23 protein-coding genes and 1 tRNA gene are annotated in these 23908 nt (G+C 52.6%); 17 read left to right on the top strand and 7 right to left on the bottom strand.

Going from position 1 to position 23908, the window contains the following annotated elements; translation table 11 throughout:
* Positions 1-168 precede the first annotated feature (168 nt).
* Together lpcA and C7387_RS20095 are read left to right on the top strand one after the other, a co-directional pair.
* Complete coding sequence (gene lpcA / locus C7387_RS20090) at positions 169-750, top strand: D-sedoheptulose 7-phosphate isomerase (RefSeq protein WP_006818601.1); 582 nt, start codon at positions 169-171, stop codon at positions 748-750.
* 50 nt (positions 751-800) lie between these two features.
* On the top strand, positions 801-1568 hold the full coding sequence (locus C7387_RS20095) for a class II glutamine amidotransferase (RefSeq protein WP_006818602.1): 768 nt from the start codon (positions 801-803) through the stop codon (positions 1566-1568).
* Here the strand turns inward: C7387_RS20095 and dpaA are convergent.
* Positions 1539-2279 (bottom strand): peptidoglycan meso-diaminopimelic acid protein amidase, encoded by a 741-nt coding sequence (gene dpaA, locus C7387_RS20100; RefSeq protein WP_006818603.1) that lies wholly within the window; start codon positions 2277-2279, stop codon positions 1539-1541. The genes C7387_RS20095 and dpaA overlap by 30 nt on opposite strands.
* A 414-nt stretch (positions 2280-2693) precedes the next feature.
* Between dpaA and C7387_RS20105 the strand changes: the two genes are divergently transcribed.
* The 8 genes from C7387_RS20105 (at position 2694) to dinB (ending at position 9900) form a co-directional block, all read left to right on the top strand.
* A complete protein-coding gene (locus C7387_RS20105) occupies positions 2694-4037 on the top strand; it encodes a Na(+)-translocating NADH-quinone reductase subunit A (RefSeq protein WP_038254101.1) in 1344 nt (447 codons plus the stop codon).
* Positions 4038-4040: 3 nt separating this feature from the next.
* Entirely contained in the window at positions 4041-5279 is a 1239-nt protein-coding gene (locus C7387_RS20110; protein ID WP_006818605.1) for an NADH:ubiquinone reductase (Na(+)-transporting) subunit B, read from the top strand.
* Positions 5272-6066: a Na(+)-translocating NADH-quinone reductase subunit C gene (locus C7387_RS20115; RefSeq protein ID WP_006818606.1), complete on the top strand. Its 795-nt coding sequence runs from the start codon at positions 5272-5274 to the stop codon at positions 6064-6066. Before C7387_RS20110 ends, C7387_RS20115 begins: the two co-directional genes overlap by 8 nt.
* Positions 6059-6697 carry an NADH:ubiquinone reductase (Na(+)-transporting) subunit D gene (locus C7387_RS20120; RefSeq protein WP_006818607.1) on the top strand — a complete coding sequence of 213 codons (639 nt, stop codon included), beginning with the start codon at positions 6059-6061 and terminating at the stop codon, positions 6695-6697. Before C7387_RS20115 ends, C7387_RS20120 begins: the two co-directional genes overlap by 8 nt.
* A gap of 6 nt (positions 6698-6703) precedes the next feature.
* Positions 6704-7300 (top strand): NADH:ubiquinone reductase (Na(+)-transporting) subunit E, encoded by a 597-nt coding sequence (nqrE, locus tag C7387_RS20125; RefSeq protein ID WP_006818608.1) that lies wholly within the window; start codon positions 6704-6706, stop codon positions 7298-7300.
* Positions 7301-7312: 12 nt separating this feature from the next.
* A complete protein-coding gene (nqrF, locus tag C7387_RS20130) occupies positions 7313-8536 on the top strand; it encodes an NADH:ubiquinone reductase (Na(+)-transporting) subunit F (RefSeq protein ID WP_006818609.1) in 1224 nt (407 codons plus the stop codon).
* A gap of 2 nt (positions 8537-8538) precedes the next feature.
* Positions 8539-8742, top strand: a complete 204-nt coding sequence (gene nqrM, locus C7387_RS20135; RefSeq protein WP_040903882.1) for a (Na+)-NQR maturation NqrM — start codon at positions 8539-8541, stop codon at positions 8740-8742.
* Positions 8743-8844: 102 nt separating this feature from the next.
* Positions 8845-9900, top strand: a complete 1056-nt coding sequence (gene dinB / locus C7387_RS20140; protein ID WP_006818611.1) for a DNA polymerase IV — start codon at positions 8845-8847, stop codon at positions 9898-9900.
* A gap of 53 nt (positions 9901-9953) precedes the next feature.
* Here the strand turns inward: dinB and pepD are convergent, their stop codons facing one another.
* Positions 9954-11411, bottom strand: coding sequence for a cytosol nonspecific dipeptidase (gene pepD / locus C7387_RS20145; protein ID WP_038254111.1), 1458 nt, complete (start codon positions 11409-11411; stop codon positions 9954-9956).
* 258 nt (positions 11412-11669) lie between these two features.
* On the opposite strand from pepD, the gene gpt reads away from it, so the two are divergent.
* The 3 genes from gpt (at position 11670) to crl (ending at position 13938) form a co-directional block, all read left to right on the top strand.
* Positions 11670-12128: a xanthine phosphoribosyltransferase gene (gpt, locus tag C7387_RS20150; protein WP_038254113.1), complete on the top strand. Its 459-nt coding sequence runs from the start codon at positions 11670-11672 to the stop codon at positions 12126-12128.
* A gap of 106 nt (positions 12129-12234) precedes the next feature.
* Positions 12235-13479, top strand: coding sequence for an esterase FrsA (frsA, locus tag C7387_RS20155; RefSeq protein ID WP_006818614.1), 1245 nt, complete (start codon positions 12235-12237; stop codon positions 13477-13479).
* Between the two features lie 57 nt (positions 13480-13536).
* Positions 13537-13938, top strand: coding sequence for a sigma factor-binding protein Crl (gene crl / locus C7387_RS20160; RefSeq protein ID WP_038254115.1), 402 nt, complete (start codon positions 13537-13539; stop codon positions 13936-13938).
* Between the two features lie 52 nt (positions 13939-13990).
* On the opposite strand, the gene C7387_RS20165 is transcribed toward crl, so the two are convergent.
* On the bottom strand, positions 13991-15088 hold the full coding sequence (locus C7387_RS20165) for a porin (RefSeq protein WP_038254117.1): 1098 nt from the start codon (positions 15086-15088) through the stop codon (positions 13991-13993).
* Positions 15089-15378: 290 nt separating this feature from the next.
* Here C7387_RS20165 and proB point away from each other — a divergent pair, with 290 nt between their 5' ends.
* The 4 genes from proB to C7387_RS20185 all read left to right on the top strand — a co-directional run bounded on the left by proB (position 15379) and on the right by C7387_RS20185 (position 19344).
* Positions 15379-16482, top strand: a complete 1104-nt coding sequence (gene proB, locus C7387_RS20170; protein WP_038254119.1) for a glutamate 5-kinase — start codon at positions 15379-15381, stop codon at positions 16480-16482.
* Positions 16483-16492: 10 nt separating this feature from the next.
* Positions 16493-17746 (top strand): glutamate-5-semialdehyde dehydrogenase, encoded by a 1254-nt coding sequence (gene proA / locus C7387_RS20175; RefSeq protein WP_120817346.1) that lies wholly within the window; start codon positions 16493-16495, stop codon positions 17744-17746.
* A gap of 111 nt (positions 17747-17857) precedes the next feature.
* Positions 17858-17933 (top strand) — tRNA-Thr (locus C7387_RS20180).
* Between the two features lie 160 nt (positions 17934-18093).
* Positions 18094-19344 carry a tyrosine-type recombinase/integrase gene (locus tag C7387_RS20185; RefSeq protein ID WP_120817347.1) on the top strand — a complete coding sequence of 417 codons (1251 nt, stop codon included), beginning with the start codon at positions 18094-18096 and terminating at the stop codon, positions 19342-19344.
* 532 nt (positions 19345-19876) lie between these two features.
* On the opposite strand, the gene C7387_RS20190 is transcribed toward C7387_RS20185, so the two are convergent.
* From C7387_RS20190 to C7387_RS20205, 4 genes are all read right to left on the bottom strand, one after another.
* A complete protein-coding gene (locus C7387_RS20190) occupies positions 19877-20968 on the bottom strand; it encodes a DUF4238 domain-containing protein (RefSeq protein ID WP_120817348.1) in 1092 nt (363 codons plus the stop codon).
* A gap of 78 nt (positions 20969-21046) precedes the next feature.
* Entirely contained in the window at positions 21047-21919 is an 873-nt protein-coding gene (locus tag C7387_RS20195) for an integrase domain-containing protein (protein WP_120817349.1), read from the bottom strand.
* A gap of 847 nt (positions 21920-22766) precedes the next feature.
* Positions 22767-22967, bottom strand: a complete 201-nt coding sequence (locus C7387_RS20200) for a hypothetical protein (protein WP_120817350.1) — start codon at positions 22965-22967, stop codon at positions 22767-22769.
* A 10-nt stretch (positions 22968-22977) separates the two neighbouring features.
* Positions 22978-23715, bottom strand: coding sequence for a hypothetical protein (locus C7387_RS20205; protein WP_120817351.1), 738 nt, complete (start codon positions 23713-23715; stop codon positions 22978-22980).
* Positions 23716-23908 lie beyond the last annotated feature (193 nt).

Below are 23908 nucleotides of genomic sequence, written 5' to 3' on the forward strand. Positions count from 1 at the left end.
TTAGCAATGTGTTTACAAAATAATTACAACACCGCTCACATTGTTATCGTTTTAAGAAGCACGGAAAATCAAAAGCTGTCCCTTTTCCTTCCCCTTTAGCTTCTCGCTTCTGGCGCTATCCGGTACACTTCGGGATGTCATTTCTTATAAAGTTGAAGGAATATACTCATGTACCAGGATCTTATTCGTAACGAACTGAACGAAGCGGCAGACACGCTGGCTAACTTCCTGAAAGATGAAGCAAATATCCACGCTATTCAGCGTGCGGCGGTCCTGCTGGCCGACAGCTTCAAAGCGGGCGGTAAGGTACTTTCCTGTGGTAACGGTGGTTCACACTGCGACGCTATGCACTTTGCCGAAGAGCTGACGGGTCGTTATCGTGAAAACCGTCCGGGCTACCCAGGTATTGCTATCTCTGACGTAAGCCACCTTTCCTGCGTCAGCAACGACTTTGGCTACGATTATGTATTCTCTCGTTATGTTGAAGCCGTAGGCCGCGAAGGTGACGTACTGCTTGGGATTTCAACTTCCGGTAACTCTGGCAACGTGATTAAAGCTATCGAAGCCGCGCGTGCCAAAGGCCTGAAAGTGATCACGCTGACCGGTAAAGACGGCGGTAAAATGGCGGGCTCCGCTGATGTAGAAATTCGCGTACCGCACTTTGGCTATGCCGACCGCATTCAGGAAATTCACATCAAAGTGATCCACATCCTGATCATGCTTATCGAAAAAGAGATGGTTAAGGCTTAATTCCCCGATGTCCCCCTCTCTCACGGGAGGGGGTGGGTGAGGAGTAACGTATGTGCGAACTGCTCGGGATGAGCGCGAATGTCCCAACTGATATCTGCTTTAGCTTTACCGGACTGGTACAGCGCGGCGGCGGGACAGGCCCGCATAAAGACGGCTGGGGAATTACCTTCTATGAGGGAAAAGGCTGTCGTACGTTCAAAGATCCTCAACCGAGTTTTCGGTCTCCTGTCGCTAAACTGGTGCAGGATTACCCAATCAAATCCTGCTCGGTGATTGCACATATTCGCCAGGCGAACCGGGGAATGGTTGCCCTGGAGAATACACATCCTTTCACCCGCGAACTGTGGGGACGTAACTGGACCTATGCGCACAACGGCCAACTCACCGGCTACAAATCGCTGGAAACCGGTAATTTTCGCCCGGTCGGGGAAACCGACAGCGAAAAAGCGTTTTGCTGGCTGCTGCATAAGCTAACGCAGCGCTACCCGCGCACTCCGGGGAATATGCCTGCGATGTTTCGCTACATTGCGGAACTGGCGGGAGAATTGCGTGAGATGGGCGTGTTTAACATGCTGCTGTCGGACGGTCGTTATGTGATGGCGTACTGCTCAACCAACCTGTTCTGGATAACGCGTCGTGCGCCGTTTGGTGTGGCGAAGCTGTTGGACCAGGACGTGGAAATTGATTTTCAGCAAGAGACCACACCGAACGATGTCGTCTCTGTGATTGCCACGCAGCCGCTGACGGGAAATGAAACCTGGCACAAGATTATGCCAGGCGAGTGGACGTTATTTTGTCTCGGGGACCGTGTAGTTTGACGCCAGCTGCGGCTGAACCACGTCGCTGCTGATAGGCTTGCTCACCATATAGCGGCCGTCAACGACGGAAACCACCGGCGGCTTGTGGGTCTGTTCGAAATAGTCGTAGCCAGGTTTCAGCTGTTTCCAGAAGTCAGCGTAATAAGAGTATTTGTGGCGCTGCATATTGGTATCGGTCATACGGAACGGGTAGATGCTGACCTGGACGCTTGACTGGCCGAACACCAGCGCACCAGTGACAAACTGGAAGATCTCGTCAATACCGCTGTCGGTCATGGCGTAGCAGCCGATCGACACGCAGGCACCGTGAATCATCAGGTATTTACCTTCATAACCGTGCGCACGGTCATAGGCGTTTGGAAAACCGATATTGATCGCTTTATAAAAGCGGCTGTCGGGTTTGAGCTGGTTGCGGCTGACGTTATAAAAACCTTCCGGGCTTTTAAAATCGCCCTGGCGCTGTTTTGGGCCCAGGCCACCGGAATAGTTACAAATCTTATAACTATCAAGAAGCTGGTAAGTTTCACCCATTTTGACGTAGAGGTCGAGCGCGCGCTCTTCTTTAAAGATCTGGATATATACCGGCGATCCCATCAACTGCTGCTTAAATTCTTTGCTGACCGGCGTGGACCCGTGGTTGCTGCTAAGCAAACCGGCGAATGAGACGCACGGAATCAGAAACATCGCAATGAACAATGCGATTTTGCGCATACTACTTGTTCCTTGATAAACCCGTAATGAATGCCAGGACGGCAAAAGAGACCCAAAAATAGGACTAATCCTGATTAGCTGCGCTCACATTAGCATCACCGTAGTTTTTCGCAAGCCCGGACCGCAGTGTTTACAATTTAGTTATTCGTTATATCGCAAATAACCGCAAGCCACATTCAGAACTTTGCGCAATAGCTCGCAAAACCGCAGCCTGACCCGGCGAAATGCTGCCTCCTGGGTGGCTAAAATGCTACACTCCCGCGGTCATTTGACGGAATAAGAAAGGATGCTTTTCCCCTCTCATGCCCACAGGGACATTGTTCGGGCGCCTGCAGTACCTTTCTTACGTTCATTTATCAATACGCTGATATCAGCTTATGGCTGATTTTGTGTTTATGGATACCTGCTAACCATATGATTAAAATCACAAAAGGGCTAAATCTGCCCATAGCTGGCATACCTGTATCGCAGATTTCCGCAGGTGCGCCCGTCAAGCGCGTGGCGCTGCTCGGCGAAGAGTACGTCGGCATGCGTCCCTCCATGGCTGTTCAGGAGGGGGACCGGGTAAAGAAAGGGCAGTTGCTCTTCGAAGATAAAAAGAACCCGGGCGTGCGTTTTACCTCTCCGGCAAGCGGCGTGGTGAGTGCTATTCACCGTGGCGAGCGCCGGGTGCTGCAGTCGGTGGTCATCGACGTTGAAGGTGATGAATCCATGGCGTTTGACCGTTTCGCCGCTGACGAACTGGCCATGCTGACTGCAGAACAGGTGCAAAAACAGCTGCTTGAGTCTGGTCTGTGGACTGCCCTGCGTACCCGTCCTTATAGCAAAACCCCGGTTCCGGGCACCGAACCAACGGCTATCTTCGTTAACGCCATGGATACCAACCCGCTGGCGGCGGATCCGCAGCCGATCGTTCTCGCGCATCGCGAAGCGTTCAACGCGGGGTTGACGCTACTCAGCCGTCTGACGCATGGCCCGATACACGTCTGCCAGGCTAGCGGTGGCAAACTTGGCGGCCATCCCTGCGGTCAGGTGAAGTTCAACGAATTCACCGGCCCTCACCCTGCCGGACTGGTGGGAACGCATATTCATTTTCTCGCCCCTGTCAGTCTGCAAAAGCAGGTCTGGCACCTGAACTACCAGGATGCTATCGCCATTGGCAAGCTGTTCCTCGACGGTGAACTGTGGAGCGAACGCATCATCGCCCTCGGTGGCCCGCAGGTAAAAGCGCCGCGTCTGCTGCGCACCGTTGTGGGCGCGAGTCTTGAAGACCTGTTGGCAGGTGAACTAGAGGAAGGGGAAAACCGGGTAATTTCTGGCTCGGTGCTGAACGGGACTATTGCCCGCGGACCGCACGGCTTCCTTGGTCGCTACCATTTGCAGGTAAGCGTGGTGGCTGAAGGGCGTAACAAAGAGCTGTTCGGCTGGGTGATGCCGGGGAAAGACAAATTCTCCGTGACCCGTACCACGCTCGGTCACTTCCTGAAACACCGTCTGTTTAACTTCTCCACTGATACCCACGGCGGTGAGCGCGCCATGGTCCCTATCGGCAACTACGAGCGCGTTATGCCGCTCGATATCCTGCCAACCCCGCTGCTGCGCGACCTGCTGGCCGGAGATTCCGACAGCGCTCAGGCGTTGGGGTGTCTGGAGCTGGACGAAGAAGATCTGGCGCTCTGTACCTACGTCTGTCCGGGGAAATATGAATATGGCCCGGTGCTGCGCGAGATATTGACCCGTATTGAGCAGGAAGGATAAGTGATGGGCTTAAAACATTATCTGGAAAAAATCGAGCCGCACTTTACGCAGGGCGGCAAACTTCAGAAGTGGTACCCGCTGTATGAAGCGGCAGCCACTATCTTTTATACCCCAGGTCAGGTGACAAAAGGCGCCTCACACGTCCGTGATGCCATCGACCTGAAACGAATGATGATCCTGGTGTGGTTCGCGGTGTTCCCGACGATGTTCTGGGGCATGTATAACGTGGGCCTGCAGACCATTCCGGCGCTGCACAGCCTGTATGGTGCGGAACAACTGCAGCAGGTGATTGCCAGCCACTGGCACTATCGCGTGGCGCAGGCGCTTGGGGTCAGCTTTGCAGCGGATGCCGGCTGGTTGAGCATGATGGGGCTGGGGGCAGTGTTCTTCCTGCCGATTTATCTTACCGTTTTCCTCGTCGGTGGATTCTGGGAAGTGCTGTTCGCTATTGTGCGTAAGCATGAGATCAACGAAGGCTTCTTCGTCACCTCAATTCTGTTTGCGCTGATCGTCCCACCCACCATCCCGCTATGGCAGGCGGCGCTTGGGATCTCCTTCGGGGTGGTCATCGGCAAAGAGATCTTCGGCGGTACCGGACGTAACTTCCTTAACCCGGCGCTCGCGGGGCGTGCGTTCCTGTTCTTTGCTTATCCGGCGCAAATTTCCGGCGATCTGGTGTGGACGGCAGCGGATGGTTTCTCGGGCGCGACCCCGCTTTCCCAGTGGGCAAGCCACGGTGGAGAGGCGCTGGTCAACAACGTTAGCGGTCAGCCGGTTACCTGGTTTGACGCCTTCCTCGGCAATATTCCTGGTTCGATCGGCGAAGTTTCAACCCTGATGATCCTCATCGGCGGCGCAATCATTATCTTTGGTCGCGTTGCCTCCTGGCGCATTGTCGCCGGGGTGATGGTCGGCATGGTGGCAACCGCTACGCTGTTCAACGTTATAGGTTCGGCCACCAACCCGATGTTTGCCATGCCGTGGTACTGGCACCTGGTGCTGGGTGGTTTTGCGTTTGGCATGATGTTCATGGCAACCGATCCGGTTTCCGCATCGTTTACCGATAAAGGTAAATGGTGCTACGGCGCGCTGATTGGTGTGATGTGCGTGCTTATCCGCGTGGTGAACCCGGCCTATCCGGAAGGGATGATGCTGGCCATTCTGTTCGCTAACCTCTTTGCGCCGCTGTTCGATTACCTGGTGGTGCAGGCCAACATTAAGCGGAGGACATCACGTGGCTGAGAAAAAAAGTAACGACAGCATTGGCAAAACGCTGCTGGTGGTGCTGGTGCTCTGCCTGGTGTGCTCCATTGTGGTAGCAGGCTCGGCGGTAGGACTTAAATCGCGCCAGCAGGCGCAGCGTGAGCTGGATAAGCAGCGCAACATCCTTGCGGTCGCCGGGCTGATGCAGCCAGAGATGAGCGCCGATGACGTCGCACAGACCTTTAACTCCCGTATCACCCCACGTCTGCTGGAGCTGAAAACCGGTACGCTGCTGGATAAAGACCCGACGAAATTCAACCAGGCGCAGGCGTTGAAAGACCCGGAGCGCAGTATTGCGCTTGAGGCAGGCCAGGATCCTGCCGGGATTAAGCGACGCAGCAACATGGTTGAAATCTATCTGGTGAAAGACGCCCAGCAAAAGGTGCAGGAAGTGGTGCTGCCGATATACGGCAACGGCCTGTGGTCGATGATGCACGCTTTTGTCGCGCTGGAAACCGATGGCCGGACGGTAAAAGGGATTACTTACTACGACCAGGGTGAAACCCCGGGGCTTGGCGGTGAAGTTGAAAACCCGAACTGGCGGGCACAGTTTGTCGGTAAGAAAATCCTCGACGACAACGGTTCACCGGCGCTGAAGGTCATGAAGGGCGCAGCCCGTCCCGGTGATGAATATGCCGTGGATGGTCTTTCCGGCGCGACGCTCACCTCAAATGGCGTACAACACAGTTTTGATTTCTGGATGGGCGAGCTGGGCTTTGGGCCTTTCCTGAAACAGGTTCGTGAAGGAGTGCTGAACAATGGCTGAACAAAGCGAGATGAAAGAAGTTAAGCGGGTGCTGGTCGGGCCGCTGCTCGCCAATAACCCGATTGCCCTGCAGGTGCTGGGGGTCTGTTCGGCGCTGGCGGTAACTACCAAGCTCGAGACGGCGGTGGTGATGACCGTCGCGGTCACTCTGGTGACGGCGTTTTCCAGCATGTTTATCTCTATGATCCGCCATCACATCCCAAATAGTGTACGTATCATCGTGCAGATGGCGATTATTGCCTCGCTGGTGATCGTGGTCGATCAGCTGCTGCGGGCGTTTGCCTATGAAGTCTCGAAGCAGCTTTCGGTCTTTGTGGGGCTAATCATCACCAACTGTATCGTGATGGGGCGTGCGGAGGCCTATGCCATGAAATCGCCGCCGCTGGCCTCCTTTATGGACGGTATCGGTAATGGCCTTGGCTACGGCGTTATCCTGATTGTGGTTGGTTTTGTGCGTGAGCTTATCGGCAGCGGCAAGCTGTTTGGTGTTCAGGTGCTGGATACCGTGCAAAACGGTGGCTGGTATCTGCCGAACGGATTGTTCCTGCTGGCACCCAGCGCATTCTTTATTATCGGGTTGTTGATTTGGGCACTGCGTACCTGGAAGCCCGAACAGCAGGAAAAGGAGTAACCGCGAATGGCTCATTATCTCACTCTGTTTGTCAGGGCGGTGTTTGTTGAGAACATGGCGCTGGCCTTCTTCCTCGGTATGTGTACCTTCCTCGCGGTGTCGAAGAAGGTATCTACGGCGTTTGGTCTTGGCGTGGCGGTGACCGTCGTGCTCGGCCTGTCGGTGCCAATCAATAACCTGGTGTATAACCTGGTGCTGCGCGACGGTGCGCTGGTGGAAGGGGTGGATCTCAGCTTCCTCAACTTCATCACCTTTATTGGCGTTATTGCCGCGCTGGTGCAAATTCTCGAGATGATCCTCGATAAGTATTTCCCGGCGCTGTACAACGCGCTCGGCATCTTCCTGCCGCTGATTGCCGTAAACTGCGCCATTTTTGGCGGCGTCTCATTTATGGTGCAGCGCGACTATAACTTCAGTGAATCTGTTGTATATGGATTCGGATCCGGTATTGGCTGGATGCTGGCGATTGTCGCGATGGCGGGGATCCGCGAAAAAATGAAATATGCGAACGTGCCCGCAGGACTGCGTGGCTTAGGGATCACCTTTATCACCACCGGCCTGATGGCGTTGGGCTTTATGTCCTTCTCCGGTGTGCAGCTGTAAGGGCGGAAAAGTATGGAAATTATTCTTGGGGTGGTGATGTTCACCCTGATCGTTCTGGTGCTGTCGGGACTGATTCTGGCGGCGCGATCGAAGCTGGTTAACGCCGGTGACGTGACCATTGAAATTAACGATGAAGCAGACCTCAGGTTGCGCACGCCTGCGGGCGACAAGCTTCTGAATACGCTCTCCGGCAATGGTATTTTTGTCTCCTCCGCCTGCGGTGGCGGTGGCTCCTGCGGGCAGTGTCGGGTGACGGTGAAAGAGGGCGGTGGTGACATTCTGCCGACCGAGCTTGCCCATATCACCAAACGTGAAGCGAAAGCCGGTTGTCGCCTGGCCTGTCAGGTGGCGGTACGCCAGAACATGAAAATCGAGCTGCCGGAAGAGATTTTCGGCGTGAAGAAGTGGGAATGTGAGGTCATCTCGAATGACAACAAAGCTACTTTCATTAAAGAGCTGAAGCTCGCTATCCCGGCGGGGGAAAGCGTACCGTTCCGCGCTGGCGGCTATATTCAGATTGAATGCCCGCCGCATGAAGTGGCTTATGCCGATTTCGATGTGCCCGAAGAGTACCGCGGAGACTGGGACAAATTTAATCTGTTCCGCTACGTATCTCGGGTTACGGAGCCGACGCTGCGCGCCTACTCGATGGCGAACTACCCGGATGAGAAGGGGATTATCATGCTCAACGTGCGTATCGCCACGCCGCCGCCGTCGGCGCCGGACGTCCCGCCGGGTATTATGTCCTCCTGGATCTGGTCGTTGAAGGCGGGAGACAAGGTCACCATCTCCGGGCCGTTCGGCGAGTTCTTTGCCAAAGAGACCGACGCTGAGATGGTCTTCATCGGCGGTGGTGCCGGGATGGCGCCAATGCGTTCGCACATTTTCGATCAGCTCAAGCGTCTGGGCAGCAAGCGTAAAATCAGCTTCTGGTACGGGGCGCGCTCGCTGCGCGAAATGTTCTATGACGACGAGTTCGAACAGCTGGCGCGTGATAACCCGAACTTTACCTTCCACGTTGCGCTTTCTGACGCCCAGCCGGAAGATAACTGGACGGGTTATACAGGCTTCATCCATAACGTGCTATATGAAAACTACCTGCGCGACCACCCGGCGCCTGAGGACTGTGAGTTTTATATGTGCGGGCCGCCGGTAATGAACGCAGCGGTTATCAGCATGCTGAAAAACCTGGGCGTGGAGGATGAAAACATCATGCTCGACGACTTTGGAGGCTGATGATGTTAACCGTGTTTCTGGCGACATTTGGCATCTTTTTGCTGGTGGTTCTCGGCATGTCGCTTGGGTATCTGGTGAAGCGTAAAAGCATTCAGGGTAGCTGCGGTGGTATCTCCTCCCTCGGGATGGAAAAAGTCTGCGACTGCCCGGAGCCCTGCGACGCGCGGAAAAAACGCATGGCCCGCGAAGCGAACCGTATCCTCTAAGCCTTGCCTTTCACCCTCTCCCGTCGGGAGAGGGTCTTCATCCCCCTTCTCAAAACTTCGTATTGTGCTGTATACTTATCCAGTGGTGGGTGAGGGCTAACAATGCGCAAAATTATCCATGTCGATATGGACTGTTTTTTCGCCGCGGTTGAAATGCGGGATAATCCAGCCCTGCGCGACATCCCGATAGCCATTGGCGGCAGTCGGGTACAAAGGGGGGTTATCAGTACCGCCAACTACCCGGCGCGGAAATTTGGTGTACGCAGCGCCATGCCGACGGCGATGGCGCTGAAGCTGTGTCCACATCTCACGCTGCTGCCAGGACGCTTCGACGCCTATAAAGAAGCCTCGGTGCATATTCGCGAAATCTTTTCCCGCTACACCTCGCTTATCGAGCCCTTATCGCTGGACGAAGCTTATCTTGATGTCAGCGACAGCGTTCATTGCCTGGGCTCGGCAACGCTGATGGCCCAGGAGATCCGCCAGACGATATTCAACGAGCTGCAGCTGACGGCTTCGGCGGGCGTCGCGCCGGTTAAATTCCTCGCTAAAATTGCCTCCGATCTCAACAAACCCAACGGCCAGTATGTGATAACCCCCGCCGATGTCCCGGCCTTTCTGAAGACGCTGCCGCTTGCAAAGATCCCCGGGGTCGGGAAAGTCTCCGCCGCAAAGCTTGAAAGTATGGGGCTACGTACCTGCGAAGATGTGCAGAAAAGCGATCTCGCCATGCTGCTCAAGCGTTTTGGCAAGTTTGGTCGGGTGCTGTGGGAGCGCAGCCAGGGGATCGATGAGCGTGAGATAAGCAGTGAGCGCCTGCGTAAATCGGTGGGCGTAGAGCGTACCCTGATAGAAGATATTCACGACTGGGCAGAGTGTGAAGCCATCATTGAACGGCTGTACCCTGAGCTGGAGCGTCGGCTGGCGAAGGTGAAACCGGATCTGCTGATTGCTCGTCAGGGGATCAAACTTAAATTCAACGATTTCCAGCTCACAACCCAGGAACACGTCTGGCCGAAGCTTAACAAAGCCGATTTAATTGCTACGGCGTATAACACCTGGCAGGAACGAAGAAGCGGCAGGGGGGTAAGGCTGGTGGGATTGCACGTGACGCTGCTGGATCCACAAATGGAGCGCCAGCTGGTGCTTGGACTGTAGGTCGGGTAAGCGCAGCGCACCCGACAATGCTGCCGGGTACGCTACGTAATGGCTTACTTCGCCGGGATCGCCTTCAGCAGTTCAGTCAGAAGCGTCCAGTACTGGCCAACGCTTTCGATATGAACCTGCTCATCCGGAGAGTGCGGGCCAGTAATGGTTGGCCCGATGGAAACCATATCCATGTTCGGATACGGTTTCTTGAACAGACCACATTCCAGACCGGCGTGGATAATCTGGATGTTCGGCGTCTTGTTGAACAGACGCTGATAGGTTTCACGTACCAGATGCATCACCGGAGAGTTAGCGTCCGGCTGCCAGCCAGGATACGCGCCTTTCGCTTCGGTTTTGGCACCCGCCAGTTTGCCCAGAGAATCCAGCATGCTGACCACGTAGTCTTTACCGCTGTCGATGAGCGAGCGGATCAGGCAGTGGATCTCAACGTTGCTGTCGGTCATGGTCACAACGCCGACGTTGAGGGAGGTTTCCACCACGCCTTTCGCTACGTCGGAGTTACGGATAACGCCATTCGGTGTGGCGTTCAGCAGACGAATAAATCCGTCACGAGAAGCCGCAGTCAGCGCCGCTTTGTCGTGGCTAGTGGATTCCAGCAGCACGACCAGATTCTTCTCTTTTTCCGCCAGTTCGTTTTTCAGGATGTCCTGATAAGTGCTGACCAGTGCTTTCAGTGCATCGGCTTTATCTGCCGGAACGGCAACGGTGGTAAAGGCTTCACGCGGAATAGCGTTGCGCAGGGTACCACCGTTGAAATCGACCAGGCGCAGATCCAGCTCTTCTGCGTGACCGGCCAGGAAGCGCGCCAGCAGCTTGTTGGCGTTGCCCAGACCAACGTGGATTTCACCGCCGGAGTGACCGCCTTTCAGGCCTTTTAACGTCAGTTTGAAGCTCTGGAATCCTGCCGGTACCGCTTCACGGTTCAGCGTCAGGTTAGAGGTGAAGTCAATTCCACCGGCGCAACCCATATAGATTTCGCCTTCTTCTTCGGAATCGGTGTTGATGAGGATATCGGCCTGTAGCCAGTTCGGCTGAAGACCAAACGCGCCGTCCATGCCCGCTTCTTCGGTCATGGTCAGCAGCACTTCCAGCGGACCGTGCTGAACGGCGTCGTCAGCCAGTACCGCCAGGGCAGAAGCCATGCCGATACCGTTGTCTGCGCCAAGGGTGGTGCCACGCGCTTTGACCCACTCGCCATCGATATACGGCTGAATCGGGTCTTTAGTGAAGTCGTGAACGGTGTCGTTATTTTTCTGCGGCACCATGTCGAGGTGCGCCTGCAGGACGACCGGTTTACGGTTTTCCATACCTGCGGTCGCGCCTTTACGAATCAGAATGTTACCAACCTGATCGCGTTCTGCGTGTAAGCCTTTTTCCTTCGCCCAGCCCATGATGTGCGCTGCGAGTTGTTCTTCGTGGTAGGACGGATGCGGGATGGAACAAATTTTGGCAAAAATATCCCACAGCGGTTGCGGGGATAATTGAGACAGTTCAGACACGATAAGTCTCCTTACGGCATTCTGCAAAAGTCGCTTGCAGGTAAAGGGTTAGCTAATTCATTTTCAACACAAGCAGTGCTTGCGAGATGGTGTTCGAGAATACCACTTTCTGCCTGCTCTGGTAGTGCCAGGCATGCAAAAAGAGCAGGCTCCGCCGCTTAACGCTGGTTTTTAGTGCGCCAGATCTCTATAATCTCGCGCAACCTTTTCCCCCTCGAACACTTTTTAAGCCGTATTAGACAGGCTGGGATATATGACATGAGCGAAAAATACGTCGTCACCTGGGACATGTTGCAGATTCACGCCCGCAAGCTGGCAAGCCGCCTGCTGCCCGCTGAACAGTGGAAAGGCATTATTGCCGTTAGCCGTGGTGGTCTGGTACCAGGCGCCCTGTTGGCCCGTGAGCTGGGAATTCGTCATGTGGATACCGTTTGCATCTCCAGCTATGACCACGACAATCAGCGTGAGCTGACCGTTCTGAAGCGCGCTGAAGGTGACGGTGAAGGCTTCATCGTTATCGACGATCTGGTTGATACGGGGGGCACTGCGGTCGCTATCCGCGAAATGTATCCAAAAGCTCACTTCGTTACCATTTTTGCTAAACCGGCTGGTCAGCCGCTGGTAGACGATTATGTGATTGATATCCCTCAGGATACCTGGATTGAACAGCCGTGGGATATGGGCGTAGTCTTCGTACCGCCAATCTCTGGCCGTTAATCGCCAACGTATTTTGTAAAATAACGCCCGGTTTAGCCGGGCGTTATTCATTTTGGGCGCGGGCAGGTTACAATAAGGGCAGTATCGTTCTCATGGAGGCTGCGCGATGTCAGAGGCTAACCTCAGCGAAACCCTGTTCAAACCCCGGTTCAAGCATCCGGAAACATCTACTCTGGTCCGTCGAGCGCATCGCGACCATCAACCCGCTATGCATCTGGCACTGGAAGGCCAGAGCACCCCGCACTGGTATCGGATGGTCAACCGCCTGATGTGGGTCTGGCGCGGCGTCTCTCCGCAGGAGATTCTTGACGTGCAGTCGCGTATCGTCATGAGTGATGCCGAACGCACCGATCCTGAGCTCTACGACACGGTTGTGGGTTACCGTGGTGGCAACTGGATCTACGAGTGGGCGAAACAGGCGATGCTCTGGCAGCAAAAAGCCTGCCAGGAGACGGATGAAAAGCTGAGTGGGCGCCACTGGATGCACGCCTCCAAGCTTTATAGTATTGCCGCTTATCCGCACCTTAAAGGCGATGACCTGGCCGAGCAGGCTCAGGCGTTGGCTAACCGTGCTTTTGAAGAGGCGGCACAGCGTTTGCCTGGCACCATTCGTGAACTGGAGTTTACCATTCCGGATGGCCCATCCGTGGTGGGCTTCTTACATATGCCCGGCGGCGAAGGACCATTCCCAACCGTGCTGATGTGCGGTGGTCTTGATGCTCTGCAGAGCGATTATTACAACCTCTACGAGAACTATTTAGCGCCATTGGGTATTGCGATGCTGACGCTCGATATGCCTTCAATTGGATTCTCGTCAAAGTGGAAACTCACCCAGGATTCCAGTTTTCTGCACCAGCACGTACTGAAGTCACTGCCGAATATTCCCTGGGTCGATAATACCCGCGTGGCGGCGTTTGGTTTCCGCTTTGGTGGGAATATTGCGGTGCGTCTGGCTTATCTGGAATCCTCCCGGTTGCGGGCCGTCGCCTGTCTTGGGCCGGTCGTACATCATCTCCTGGTCGATCCGGCGCGTCAGGGCAGCGTACCGGAGATGTACCTCGACGTACTGGCCTCGCGGCTGGGTATGCACGATTCTTCGGATGAGGCGCTGCGCGTCGAGCTAAACCGTTACTCCCTGAAAACCCAGGGATTGCTGGGACGCCGTTGTCCAACCCCGATGCTTTCCGGCTTCTGGCAGAACGACCCGTTCAGCCCGGAAGAGGAATCGCGTTTAATCACCTCGTCATCCGCCGAGGGAAAATTATTATCGATTCCGTTTAATCCGGTGTATCGCAATTTTGACAAAGCTTTGAAGGAAATTGCCACATGGATCAACCGGCAATTAAGTTAATATATTGCTAAATTTTATTGATTTGGTAAAACAGTTGCATCACTAAAGGAGATCGCAATGACGTTACCGAGTGGACATCCGAAAAGTAGACTGATCAAGAAATTTGCTGCGCTTGGCCCTTATATTCGCGAAGAACAGTGTGAAGATACTCGCTTTTTTTTCGACTGCCTTGCTGTATGTGTAAATGTTAAACCGGCTCCGGAAAAGCGTGAATTCTGGGGCTGGTGGATGATTATGGAAGCGCAGGAAAAGCGTTTTACCTACAGCTACCAGTTCGGTCTTTATGACAAAGACGGCAAGTGGCAGCCGACGGTTATCAAGGACAGCGAAGTGACTGAGAAGCTTGAGCTAACGCGGCGCACGTTCCATGAACGTGTTAAAGAGCTGCTGGCTGGGCTGGGCCTTGAGTTCGAACCTGCGGATGATTTTAACGAAGAAGCCGTCAGGCTTTCGGCCTGAAGATAAAATAAAAAGAGCCCTTCATCAGAAGGGCTTTTTTTTATGGCGGAAATTAGAACTGGTAAACCAGACCTAATGCCACCACGTCGTCATTGTTCAGACCGAGTTTGTTGTCATCGCTCAGCTGGTTGATTTTGTAATCCACAAACGCTGACATGTTTTTATTGAAGTAGTAGGTTGCCGCGACGTCGATGTATTTCACCAGGTCTGCATCGCCAACGCCTTCAATATCCTTACCTTTGGACTGGATATATCCGATGGACGGACGCAGGCCGAAGTCGAATTGGTACTGGGCGACCACTTCGAATGCCTGGTTTTTATTCGCAAAACCGCTCACGCTGGTATTTACGCCGTTAATTGAAGCGGTACCAGAAATTGGCGTCATATTGCGGGTTTCCGCATAGATAGCGGCCAGGTAGACGTTGTTAGCATCATATTTTACGCCGGTGGTCCAGGCTTCGGCGTTGGCGCCGTGGCCCAGACGCTGGCTTTCCTGCGCCTGAGTACGGTCGGAGTTAGCATAGGCAGCACCCAGGGTGAAACCAGAATCGCCGAAGTCGTAGCTCAGAGAAGTACCGAAGCCGTCACCGTTCGCTTTGCTGGCGGCGCGGGCGTCATTTTCGTTTTTACCCTGATATTGCAGCGCCAGCTTCAGACCGTCTACCAGACCGAAGAAGTTGTTGTTGCGATAGGTCGCCATGCCGTTACCACGGCCGGTCATGAAGTTGTCGGTTTTAACGAAGGAGTCATCACCGAATTCTGGGATCATATCGGTGTAAGCGGCGACGTTATACAGCACGCCGTAGTTACGACCGTAATCGAATGAACCGTAGTCACCGGCTTTCAGACCAGCAAACGCCAGACGGGTTTTAGCGGTATTCGGATCGCCTTCCACACGGTTTGCGGCAACCTGGTATTCCCACTGACCGTAACCTGAAAGCTGGTCGTTAATCTGGGTCGCGCCTTTAAAGCCCAGACGGATATAAGACTGGTCACCGTCGACAGCATTGTTGTCGCTCATGTAGTGCTCAGCTTTAACCCTGCCGTACAGATCCAGTTTGTTCCCGTCTTTGTTATAAATTTCTGCAGCCTGGGCAGCCAGAGAGGTCATTGCGCCCATTACCACTAATGCCAGTGTGCTTTTTTTCATTTTCATTCCCGAGTTTTCAAACGCGCTAATATTCGTGGGATCTCTGTCCCGTGAAAAACAGAGAGGTTTTTAACCCTCTGAAATGAAAGTTTTATGACAAAGTAAGAATAATTTTAAAAAACTGTGTTTTCATGTTTCTGTCATAAAAATGTCAAATGTTGCAGGCAGGCTTGCTGATCCCGCGCAATAAAGTGTTACGCCTTGTGCCGTGGGAGTTGGCAAGCGGCCTGACACCTGTTAAAACGTCACTTCAACATCAAATTTCCTCTTATTGTGAACGGCAGAGAATCATGAGTGATAGCCAGACGCTGGTGGTAAAACTGGGCACCAGTGTTTTAACGGGCGGATCGCGCCGCCTGAACCGCGCCCATATCGTGGAGTTGGTGCGCCAGTGCGCACAGTTGCATGCCGCAGGGCATCGTATTGTAATTGTGACTTCCGGTGCGATTGCCGCCGGACGAGAGCACCTTGGCTACCCTGAACTGCCCGCGACGATTGCCTCCAAACAGCTGCTGGCGGCGGTAGGGCAAAGCCGTTTGATTCAGCTCTGGGAACAACTGTTCTCTATTTACGGTATTCACGTTGGCCAGATGCTGCTGACCCGAGCCGACATGGAAGACCGCGAGCGTTTCCTCAACGCACGTGACACCCTGCGCGCGCTGCTCGACAACAACATCGTTCCGGTGATTAACGAAAACGATGCGGTTGCTACTGCCGAAATCAAAGTTGGCGACAATGACAATCTTTCCGCACTGGCAGCCATTCTCGCCGGTGCCGATAAACTGCTGCTGCTGACCGATCAGCAGGGCCTTTTCACCGCCGACCCGCGTAACAACCCGCAGGCGGAGCTGATTAAAGACGTTTATGGTATCGATGACGCGCTGCGCGCTATTGCGGGAGACAGCGTCTCTGGCCTGGGGACTGGCGGTATGGGCACCAAGCTGCAGGCCGCCGATGTTGCCTGCCGTGCGGGCATTGACACCATCATCGCCGCCGGGAGTCGCCCTGGGGTGATTGGTGATGTGATGGAAGGGGTTTCTGTAGGTACCCGCTTCCATGCTCAGGCATCTCCGCTGGAAAACCGTAAACGCTGGATCTTTGGTGCACCGCCGGCGGGTGAAATCACCGTCGATGAAGGGGCAACCAGCGCAATTCTGGAACGTGGGAGCTCATTGCTTCCGAAAGGAATTAAAAGCGTGACAGGTAACTTCTCCCGTGGTGAAGTGATTCGTATCTGTAACCTTGAAGGCCGCGACATCGCCCACGGCGTTAGCCGTTATAACAGCGATGCGCTGCGCCGCATTGCGGGACATCATTCGCAGCAGATTGACGCCATTCTTGGCTACGAGTACGGCCCGGTTGCCGTACATCGTGACGATATGATCACCCGTTAAGGAGACCACCATGCTGGAACAAATGGGGATCGCCGCCAAAGCGGCATCTTACCAACTGGCGCTACTCTCCAGCCGCGAGAAAAATCGGGTGCTGGAAAAAATTGCTGATTATCTGGAAGCACAGACTGAGACTATCCTCGATGCCAACCAGCAGGATCTCGCCGAAGCGCGGGCCAACGGCCTGAGCGATGCGATGCTCGATCGTCTGGCGCTCACCCCAGCGCGTTTGCAGAGCATTGCAAACGACGTGCGTCAGGTATGCAACCTGGCGGATCCGGTAGGGCAGGTGATTGACGGCGGGCTGCTCGACAGCGGTCTGCGTCTTGAGCGCCGCCGCGTGCCGCTTGGCGTTATTGGTGTCATTTATGAAGCTCGTCCGAACGTGACGGTGGATGTCGCCTCGCTGTGCCTGAAAACCGGCAATGCGGCCATCCTGCGCGGCGGGAAAGAGACCTGGCGCACCAACGCTGCCACCGTAAAAGTGATCCAGCAGGCGCTGGAAGAGTGCGGTCTGCCGGCTGGTGCGGTACAGGCGATTGAAAGCCCGGATCGCGCGCTGGTCAGCGAAATGCTGCGCATGGATAAATACATCGACATGCTGATCCCTCGCGGTGGTGCAGGTCTGCATAAGCTGTGCCGCGAGCAGTCGACGATCCCGGTGATCACCGGTGGGATTGGCGTATGTCACATTTTCGTCGACGAGAGTGCTGAAATTGCTCCGGCGTTGAAAATCATCGTCAACGCCAAAACGCAGCGCCCGAGCACCTGTAATACCGTCGAGACGCTGCTTGTTCATCAGAACATTGCCGATAGCTTCCTGCCTGCGCTGAGTAAGCAGATGGCAGAGAGTGGTGTAACGCTGCATGCGGCCGACAACGCCATAACGCTGCTGAAAAATGGTCCGGCGAAAGTTGAGGCAGTGAAAGCAGAGCAGTACGACGACGAGTTCCTGTCGCTGGATCTGAACGTGAAGGTGGTTGCTGGTATTGATGACGCTATCGCCCATATTCGCCAGCACGGTACCCAGCACTCGGATGCGATTCTGACCCGGACTCTGCGCAACGCCGACCGCTTCATCAACGAAGTGGATTCGTCAGCCGTGTACGTGAATGCTTCCACCCGCTTTACCGACGGCGGCCAGTTTGGCCTGGGCGCGGAAGTGGCGGTGAGCACGCAAAAACTGCACGCCCGCGGTCCGATGGGCCTGGAAGCGCTGACCACTTACAAATGGATCGGCATCGGCGACGATACGATTCGTGCGTAACTAACAAAGGGTGATGCAAAAGTAGCCATTTGATTCCCAAGGCCATTGACGCATCACCCTGATAGTTTTAACCTTCTACACCGTGCTTCACGTTCGTGAACCCCTCTCAGGGCCGATATAGCTCAGTTGGTAGAGCAGCGCATTCGTAATGCGAAGGTCGTAGGTTCGACTCCTATTATCGGCACCATCTCATCTCTTCATGACATTTCATAACTCTTCTCTCATCAATAAAATCAGTAAGTTACGAAGCGTTGTTGCTTAATAATTGCTCAGGTTGTTTCTTGACATCGCATCGGTTTGGTGGTCAAAGTGGGGGTCAATCCGGTTCGATTTTGGGCGTGACCACCATGATGCTGACAGACACCGCTATTCGCGCAGCTAAGCCGCGAGAGAAGTCCTGGAAGCTGGCTGACTACCAGGGGCTTTATCTTCTGATCCAGCCAAACGGAACCAAACACTGGTATCTCAAATACCGTTTTGAGGGAAAAGAGAGCCGGATAGGTTTTGGGCCTTATCCATCGGTCACGCTTGCGGAAGCCAGAAACAAACGAGACTCAACCCGCAAATTGATAAGGGAAGGAACAAACCCTGTTGTGGCGCGGGAAGAAGCCAGGCGCGCCGAATCCGGGAATAACTCATTCGAAGATATCGCCCGCGCATGGCATAAATCGAATAAGCGGTGGGATCCGCACCATGCGCAGGATGTACTCCGTAGTCTGGAGAATCATGTTTTTCCTGTACTGGGACAATGCAGCGTTGTTGATATCAAAACTCGCGATCTGCTTTTGTTGTTGAGGACGGTTGAAGCTAAGGGTTTAACCGATATTACTCTGAGGATCCAGCAGCGCCTCAATCACATTCTTCGCTACGCCGTTCAGATGGGATACATTGAGTACAACCCTGCCCAGGAATTGACAGGCGCAGTCAAACTCCCAGCCCCGAACCACCACCCGGCATTAGAACTCACGGTATTGCCGGATTTTCTGACGCGTATAAATCAGTATCGTGGCCGACCACTAACGAAACTTGCCGTGCAAATAGCTTTCCGGCTGTTCATTCGTTCCAGCGAGTTACGTTATGCACGCCGGAGTGAAATTAATCTTAAAAAGGCTATCTGGACTATTCCCGGAGTACGTGAACCATTGGCTGGAGATCGTTTTTCTTACCGGGGAGCAAAAATGAAAACGGAGCATGTCGTTCCGCTTGCTCGCCAGGTGGTGAGATTATTTGAGGAGTTGTTTGAGTTAACCGGTGAGCAGGAACTCGTTTTTCCTGGCGATCATAATCCAATGAAAGCAATGAGCGAAAATACGGTCAATAAAGCGTTGCGAACGATGGGATATGACACCAAAAAAGAAGTATGCGGACATGGTTTTCGCACAATGGCCTGTAGCGCCCTGGTTGAGTCGGGCTTATGGAGTCGTGATGCGGTTGAGCGGCAAATGAGTCATCAGGAAAGGAACCCAGTTCGCGCAGCCTATATCCACAAAGCCCGTATGATGGAAGAGCGAAAGCTCATGATGCAGTGGTGGGCAAATTACCTGGATGCCAACCAGGAAATATACATTTCATCATGGGAATATGCTGAACGAAAATAATTTATGAATTAAAAAATGAATAAATGGCATTTTTACTGTGCCGCCTGTACCGCTCTGAATTAATTTATTGTATTTACAAGTATTATTGATGGTAGAGGTCGTCCTGAATCTGTGCCATAGTTACCTAGTATGGCTGCAATGCGATTAGTGTCATAACTGATTGATTTTGTAGGGGAGGGATAAAAGAGACGGATCATTGTGGATTGAATCATAAAGGTAACAATCGGAAATGATGCCATCAAAATCTGAGATGTCCTTCTCTAAGATGTACACCAAACAACTCTTCACATTGAGAAGCGATGTCCCAGTCTGCCAAAACAGTTGTTTGCGAGTCATGGCCAATATAACACCCGGATAAAGGGTAGTTGGGGTTGATGAGCTTTTGTGTAGAAATATAATAGTACAGGTTAAAATTAAGTTTGATTAGGGGAAACGCCTTTGCTCCATTCCCCTAATTCTAGTTGTTGTTCTAATTGGGTATTGCTTTTATTTGGCAATGAACACACAATTTTTATTATGAATAATGGCTTTATTACATTCCTGAAAGAATTTTATAGAATGGCTTTATTGATGATGGAGTACTGTAAGGAGATCTCACATAACCAACACCTGTATCATTAGTGTATACAAAACCTTTCTTTCTCCATAAAATCTGAGAAGGCCATTCAGGAGGTGAGACTTGGATTGGTTGATAATGTATTAATGTATCTTCCTGTCGTTCAAGAACTTCACTTTTGGGGATTGCCTTATATCGTGTATAATTTCCATCCGAGGTGTCAAAAACAGCATAATTAAATTTGTGTTTCACAGTGGGTCTTATAGCTTTAATTTTTTGATATAACTTGTATAAATTTTCTTCGTCATTAGAATTATTTAAATAAATATTGCTGTGGCAATTAATTAGCTGGAATAAATTAAAGGCATCAATGTCACTTTTATTTTTTATATTTACCCATCCTCGAGATTCAGCCATATTATAAACATTTGGGTCATAGGCTATCATCATGATATATGGTGTCAATGGCAGAAGCAATAATACCCCAGCGGATGCAAGTCCAAAGGATTGGAATTTCGCTCGTGCATCATGAAAATACCAGTGATTTGTGAGTATCGCTGGATCATCAGAGGTGTAAAATACTTTTTGTGTTTTATTTCTTAATAAGCATAATTTCAAATCATTTATATGATGACGTGTATCAAAAAATGATTTCATTGATTGCTGGACTGCATCTTTGATCTGAAATTTATAGTCCTCTATCCCTGCTACTTCGACAATACCTTCAGACATTTCTACCAGTCGTTTTGATGCAGCTTCAGTTCTCAAGTGCTGAAGTAACCAAAAATCTAACAAAAAAGACTTATCCTTTTCATTTAAAAAATATCCTTGGGAAGCTATTTGCTTGACTAGATTAGAGTATTTCCCTTCAAATGGTTGTAGGGCTTTCTCTAATTTTAAATCTTCCCCATAGAAATAATCTTGTGAGCATTGTTTTTTTATTGGAGCTTGAGGGATTAACTTCATGCCATCAATATTATAAAGACATATTGATGCCAATGATGATGTATTTGAAAAACGTTTCAAATAACATTGCGGCACATAGTGCTGATTTTTATTTGCGGCCATTGCTAATTCCAAAAATTTAAATGTTTATTATGTGTGACATTTTATACGTGTCAAAGAATATATCAACAAATATGATAACTATCTTCTACTATATATCTGAGCAATAAAGCGTCCCCGACCATCTCCATGCCCCAAATCTGTCGATGTTACTGCCAGTGCCTCTTTGTGGCTCAGTCTCAGCTCCTCGTAATAGCGAATCGCATCCTGTGCCCAGGCATAGCGCAGGGAATGGGGAGAGTATTCACCCGTCAACCCGGCATCGCGGAGATGGTTGTGCCAGTAGTCCATCGCGGATTTCAGATCCGGCTTGTCAATCAGATATCCGTTACGCTCTCCGGCAATATTCAGTGCCTCTTTCACCGCCTGACGAACCGCTTCCCGGTCCGTCACCTGCGTCATGCGTGGTCGTCCGCCCTTGGTACCGAAGATCACGGGCAGACGTTCAGCGCCTTTTTCCAGCTGTTTATCCCAGGTTTTCAGTGACTGGCAGCACTGTACTGCCTCCTGACCACGCAGGCCCATCACCCTTGCCAGTTGCAGGCTGGCCGCGAGACCAGCGTCGGTTTGCTGTATCCGCTCCAGCACCTGCTGGTAAAACGCATCCGGAATAGCCCGATGTGTCCCGTCGCGGCAGGCACCGCTGATACCGAGCGATTGGTTGCTGATTAATTCTGACTGGCTGAGCTGTGTACGCCCGGCTTCAGCCAGAATAGAGCGCACCATCGCCATCTCATTCTGTAAGGTACGCGGGGAAATGCCCTGCGCCAGTCGTTCGTTGATATAGCCTGTGATATGTCTGGCCTTAATATGGTCGGTTCGGGTTATCTGGATATTCTGCGCCAGCAAATGATGCGCAAAACGTTGCGCCATCTGTTCGCGGTCGTGGACTGTTTTATGGCTGCCACCCGCGCGGTGCGCCAGTTTTTTCATATCCTGCGCCAGACGTGACATGCAGACCTCCCCCCGCAGTGACAGGCTTACTCCATTTTTCCGGCGCGTGGTGAATGTACGGCACAGAAAGCTGCGCCATGCTGAACAATACCGGTGCGCCGGAAGGCGAAAGTTGAGGTATGGCGGGGTACGGTGCTGCACGATGTGCAGGCCGCCTGCGTCAGCAGGGATGCCCCCGGATCGTCGTGATCCGCCTCCGGTACTGCTCATTCCTCCTTTTTGTAACGATTGACGCACGTACTGGCCGTCTTCAGCAGGTAAAAATAGAGCGGCGTGCCTGAAATTTCGGGGCTGGCGCAGCGGAGTGAGCCGGCGTCACTTTGTGCATCAGGCGCATCCAAAGTGACGCCCCGGCCAGATACACTGGCGTTTGTCGGGCGAATTCCAGCGTTTTGGGCGCAGGACTAGCAGATTATTGTTGCTGGGATCTGTCACCGTTTTGGCGCAGACATACTTGAAAAACTTCAGGTGCGTGCGATCGTTGCTTTCGGCAACTGCCCTTTTTGCATGTATCGCCTGAGGGCTCTTTTTGCAGTCCCAGGACTGCGTCAATTGCTGTAAACATAGCATTCTGGGTGCAATGATCAAGCAATGATATTATTTAATTAATTGATAATTAATGGTTTTATCTTTCACGCGATAACATGATGCATTATGCCCTTTGGGGACTGATACTGTTTTCGCCAGAAGTTCTTGCTAACTATCACCAGGCAGCTGGCGCAGGCGGCCTTTTGGCCTTTTCGGGCAGAGCCGTTCCCCCTTAATGCCATTCCCTTTGCCTTCAATACAGCTAAGGTGAACTTACCGCTTTGCTCACCTTAACTGGCAGTACTTACTCTTTCTGTCATTATTCCGGCAGCTTTTCACGCCGCATTTCCAGTTCCTCGGCTTCTTTAAACGCTTCGTAGAGCAAATGAAGCTGATCAGCGAGGATCAGGAGCAGGACATAGCTGGGGCCATGCTCATCGATCTCAAGCATGGAATGCGTCAGGATACGGCAGCGGTCCAGGAGATCTCTGGCTGTAGGTTTATCCGGTGTAAGATTCATGATGTTCTCCTTATTGCTGCCAGCAACCACTGCGCATTCTGGCAATATCCAGCAGCAGCGATTTCATGGCATTACTGACGGCACAGAGTTCGTTTATCACCGACTCATCCCGCAGAAGTTTATCCGGCTGCCGCAGCCATTCATCCAGGCGGATCTGTATTACGGTGAGTGACATCGCCACACTGTCCAGCTGACAACGTTCCACGGGGCGGTGATGTCGATGGTCAGCAAGGATGCTGTCCGCAAGCTGGCGCAACGATTCAGTCAGCATAAAAAGACTACCTCCCGTTTCCTGGTACGCGCTGGCGATACGAATTTCGGCTAGCCGGAAAGCAAATCCGTACACCACAGAGGCCAAGAGTTGACGGATATGACGTAGCCCGCCGGGAGAATAAAAATCCCCTTCGGTTAGTGTGCTGATGATTTCTGACTGATTGAGGGCATGGCTGCTAAGGATTTCGAGGGCAAGACGGAGAGAGGCGTTATCGTGGGGAGAAAGTGACTTTTCGGGGAAGCGTTCTCGCCAGCTTTCTGCATGGTTTAACCAGCGTTCGAAACATTCCTGATGCAGAATACCGCAGTGCTGGCGGTTGATATTGAATATCTGAATCAACTCGTCGTTGTCGTCGGAGGGGATGGGAGTATAACAGTAATGGGCAAGGCGAGATTTCAATGAAGCGAGTGAAGAAAACATAATCATGTTCTCCTGGTAGGGAAAATTAACCACCACCAGAGTTTCCACGCTCATTGGTGGCAGCCCAGACAAGGGTGGAAATGCCGGCCTACCAGATCCGGCCAGCCCGAAGGCTGCCTCACCTGAGCTGCCATTGAATCACATGCAACAAAAGACCCATGCATGAGGTACGGCAGATCAGGGCGATAACAAGAGTTATCACCAGGTAGGTGTTTTCGGGTTTCCACGCCCGGCAATCCCTTCGGGA

Origin of the sequence: Yokenella regensburgei, assembly GCF_003634235.1 — a bacterium.
Taxonomy (GTDB): Bacteria; Pseudomonadota; Gammaproteobacteria; order Enterobacterales; family Enterobacteriaceae; genus Yokenella; species Yokenella regensburgei.

What these genes read in the sequence shown, in the direction of transcription:
- proA (WP_120817346.1), top strand. Translation starts at nt 16,493, where the DNA reads ATGCTGGAACAAATGGGGATCGCCGCCAAAGCGGCATCTTACCAACTG.
- dpaA (WP_006818603.1), bottom strand. Translation starts at nt 2,279, where the DNA reads ATGCGCAAAATCGCATTGTTCATTGCGATGTTTCTGATTCCGTGCGTC.
- C7387_RS20105 (WP_038254101.1), top strand. Translation starts at nt 2,694, where the DNA reads ATGATTAAAATCACAAAAGGGCTAAATCTGCCCATAGCTGGCATACCT.
- dinB (WP_006818611.1), top strand. Translation starts at nt 8,845, where the DNA reads ATGCGCAAAATTATCCATGTCGATATGGACTGTTTTTTCGCCGCGGTT.
- gpt (WP_038254113.1), top strand. Translation starts at nt 11,670, where the DNA reads ATGAGCGAAAAATACGTCGTCACCTGGGACATGTTGCAGATTCACGCC.
- C7387_RS20110 (WP_006818605.1), top strand. Translation starts at nt 4,041, where the DNA reads ATGGGCTTAAAACATTATCTGGAAAAAATCGAGCCGCACTTTACGCAG.
- lpcA (WP_006818601.1), top strand. Translation starts at nt 169, where the DNA reads ATGTACCAGGATCTTATTCGTAACGAACTGAACGAAGCGGCAGACACG.
- nqrE (WP_006818608.1), top strand. Translation starts at nt 6,704, where the DNA reads ATGGCTCATTATCTCACTCTGTTTGTCAGGGCGGTGTTTGTTGAGAAC.
- frsA (WP_006818614.1), top strand. Translation starts at nt 12,235, where the DNA reads ATGTCAGAGGCTAACCTCAGCGAAACCCTGTTCAAACCCCGGTTCAAG.
- crl (WP_038254115.1), top strand. Translation starts at nt 13,537, where the DNA reads ATGACGTTACCGAGTGGACATCCGAAAAGTAGACTGATCAAGAAATTT.
- C7387_RS20095 (WP_006818602.1), top strand. Translation starts at nt 801, where the DNA reads ATGTGCGAACTGCTCGGGATGAGCGCGAATGTCCCAACTGATATCTGC.
- C7387_RS20120 (WP_006818607.1), top strand. Translation starts at nt 6,059, where the DNA reads ATGGCTGAACAAAGCGAGATGAAAGAAGTTAAGCGGGTGCTGGTCGGG.
- proB (WP_038254119.1), top strand. Translation starts at nt 15,379, where the DNA reads ATGAGTGATAGCCAGACGCTGGTGGTAAAACTGGGCACCAGTGTTTTA.
- C7387_RS20165 (WP_038254117.1), bottom strand. Translation starts at nt 15,088, where the DNA reads ATGAAAAAAAGCACACTGGCATTAGTGGTAATGGGCGCAATGACCTCT.
- C7387_RS20190 (WP_120817348.1), bottom strand. Translation starts at nt 20,968, where the DNA reads ATGGCCGCAAATAAAAATCAGCACTATGTGCCGCAATGTTATTTGAAA.
- nqrF (WP_006818609.1), top strand. Translation starts at nt 7,313, where the DNA reads ATGGAAATTATTCTTGGGGTGGTGATGTTCACCCTGATCGTTCTGGTG.
- C7387_RS20205 (WP_120817351.1), bottom strand. Translation starts at nt 23,715, where the DNA reads ATGAGCGTGGAAACTCTGGTGGTGGTTAATTTTCCCTACCAGGAGAAC.
- C7387_RS20195 (WP_120817349.1), bottom strand. Translation starts at nt 21,919, where the DNA reads ATGTCACGTCTGGCGCAGGATATGAAAAAACTGGCGCACCGCGCGGGT.
- C7387_RS20200 (WP_120817350.1), bottom strand. Translation starts at nt 22,967, where the DNA reads ATGAATCTTACACCGGATAAACCTACAGCCAGAGATCTCCTGGACCGC.
- nqrM (WP_040903882.1), top strand. Translation starts at nt 8,539, where the DNA reads ATGTTAACCGTGTTTCTGGCGACATTTGGCATCTTTTTGCTGGTGGTT.
- C7387_RS20185 (WP_120817347.1), top strand. Translation starts at nt 18,094, where the DNA reads ATGATGCTGACAGACACCGCTATTCGCGCAGCTAAGCCGCGAGAGAAG.